Origin of the sequence: Streptomyces katrae (assembly GCF_000966975.1) — a bacterium.
Taxonomy (GTDB): Bacteria; Actinomycetota; Actinomycetes; order Streptomycetales; family Streptomycetaceae; genus Streptomyces; species Streptomyces katrae.
This window is the reverse complement of the sequence record NZ_JZWV01000148.1, coordinates 1-2,134: the sequence shown is the minus strand read 5'-3', so window position 1 is coordinate 2,134 and position 2,134 is coordinate 1. Positions and strand designations below refer to the sequence as shown.

General features: G+C 73.2%; 2 protein-coding genes and 1 pseudogene. All 3 read right to left on the bottom strand.

All coding sequences use genetic code 11. From position 1 onward, the window contains the following. Positions 1-207, bottom strand: a pseudogene (locus VR44_RS46330) (hypothetical protein); the annotation flags it as partial. 300 nt (positions 208-507) lie between these two features. Beyond that, entirely contained in the window at positions 508-1,398 is an 891-nt protein-coding gene (locus VR44_RS07610; RefSeq protein WP_045946616.1) for a TatD family hydrolase, read from the bottom strand. A 9-nt stretch (positions 1,399-1,407) separates the two neighbouring features. Further along, positions 1,408-1,896 (bottom strand): hypothetical protein, encoded by a 489-nt coding sequence (locus VR44_RS07605; RefSeq protein WP_045946615.1) that lies wholly within the window; start codon positions 1,894-1,896, stop codon positions 1,408-1,410. Positions 1,897-2,134: the final 238 nt, after the last annotated feature.

The window sequence follows — 2,134 nt, the reverse complement described above, 5'->3', positions numbered from 1 at the left end:
GCCCGGGCCCGCTTCGGTCCGCTCCGCGCGGGCCGCCCGGCGGCGTGCGGCGCGCCGGCCCTCGGCCCGGGGGGCGGGGACGCCGGGCTCGGGGCCCGGGCCCGCGCCCTGGCCCCGGCCGGGGTCCCCGCCGGAATCCCGGCCGGCGGCGTCCGGCTCGGCCTCCGGCCAGGACACACGGCGGTGACTGCCCTGCGTATCGCTCACGTCGCTCGCTCCACTGGTCCGGCCCCGGCTGGTTCGGGCACGGCACCCTAGCGGGAGCGGCCGTCACGCACCAAAGCCGTTCGACCACCCAGCGTGTCGAACGAACGGATGTACCGAAGGGCGTCGCCACGGCCGTACCGGACTGTCGGCACATCGCCATGGCGGCATGTCCTCATATCCATATGTCGGCAATGCCGCCCGCACGGCATGCGACCTGCGCAGGCATCGCGGACGGCCTGCGCGGCAGGCGACCGCGTCCACACCCGCAGCGGCGCGGGCGGGCCGTGTGGACCGGGCGGGTCAGTAGTCGAAGGCGCGGGCCGTGTTCGCCGCGAGGGCCGTGGCCATGGCGTCCTCGTCGATGCCGCGGACCGCCGCCATCGCCCGCACCGTCAGCGGGATCAGGTACGGCGCGTTGGGCCGCCCGCGGTAGGGCGCCGGCGTGAGGTACGGGGCGTCCGTCTCGACCAGCACCAGTTCCAGCGGGGCCACCGCCAGCGCTTCGCGCAGCGGCGCCGCGTTCTTGAACGTGACCGTGCCGGCGAAGGACATGTAGTAGCCGGCGGCCGCGCACTCCCGGGCCATCTCGGCATCGCCGGAGTAGCAGTGGAAGACCGTCCGCTCGGGCGCGCCCTCCTCGCGGAGCACGCGCAGCACGTCGGCGTGCGCGTCGCGGTCGTGGATGACCAGGGCCTTGCCCTGCCGCTTGGCGATCTCGATGTGGGCCCGGAAGGAGCGCTCCTGCGCGGCCATGCCCTCCGGCCCGGTGCGGAAGTAGTCCAGCCCGGTCTCGCCCACCGCCTTGACGTGGCCGAGGGCGGCCAGCGCCTCGATCTCGGCGAGGGCGTCGTCCAGCGCGCCCTCGCCGCCGCCGGCCCGGGCGCCCTGCCGCGACCAGCCGTCGGGGTCCCCGAGGACGATGCGGGGGGCCTCGTTCGGGTGCAGTGCCACCGCCGCGTGGACGTTCGGGTGGGCCGCCGCGGTCTCGGCGGCCCAGCGCGAGCCCTTCACGTCGCAGCCCACCTGGACGACCGTGGTCACGCCCACCGAGGCGGCCTTCGCCAGCCCTTCCTCGACGCTGCCCGCCTGCATGTCGAGGTGGGTGTGCGAGTCGGCCACCGCCACCCGCAGCGGTTCGGGCAGCGGGGGCGGGGCGTCCTTGGCGGCGGAGGAGGAAGGGCTAGGGCTCATGGGCCGATCTTATGACCGGCGCAGCCGCCCCAGCAGGCGGGAGAGCGGGCCGGGACGCCGCCCGGGCTCGTTGACCGCGACCGGTCCCGGCGAGTCGTGCGAGGGCCTGCGCTGCCGCGGCGCGCGCGGCGGGTTCTCGCCGGCCGGCACGGGCCCGGCGATCCCGGGGGCGATGCGGTGGTGGTAGAGCCGGTCGATGGTGGCGTTGACCTGGGAGACCGTGCCGGCCCGCATGATCCGTACGACGTGCCCGCCACAGTTCAGGCAGGTCGGGTTCGACAGCGGGGAGGGCACCCGCTCGCCGTTCACCTTGTACATGATGAACGGCTGGCCCTTGCCGTCGGTGTGGTGCTCAATCGCGTAGGACTGTTCCCAGCCGAACCCGCACTTCATGCACGCGAAGGAGTAGGCCTCGTGCACGGTCTGCACGTCGGGTGCGGAAACGGCGGCAGGACCTGCGGCGGGGACGGGTACCGGGGTGTCTGCGATCTCACTCATGCCAGCTCCTCTTGTTCCACTGGTGCCATTGCCAGTGGACGCCTCTTCGGGCGGGAGCGCATCAGGCCCTGTCCAGTGTTGGACTCTCTTTGGGCCAGTCATGTCTCAAAGCGGCCGGTGCGCGGTCTGAGCTTTGCTTTTCAGGTTAGCTCTTTACCGATCTACGGCATCTTTTGTGCCGCATTCTTTGCCGCGACCACCGCGTCGAAGACCTCGCGCTTGGGTACTCCGGCCTCGG

What these genes read in the sequence shown, in the direction of transcription:
- VR44_RS07610 (WP_045946616.1), bottom strand. Translation starts at nt 1,398, where the DNA reads ATGAGCCCTAGCCCTTCCTCCTCCGCCGCCAAGGACGCCCCGCCCCCG.
- VR44_RS07605 (WP_045946615.1), bottom strand. Translation starts at nt 1,896, where the DNA reads ATGAGTGAGATCGCAGACACCCCGGTACCCGTCCCCGCCGCAGGTCCT.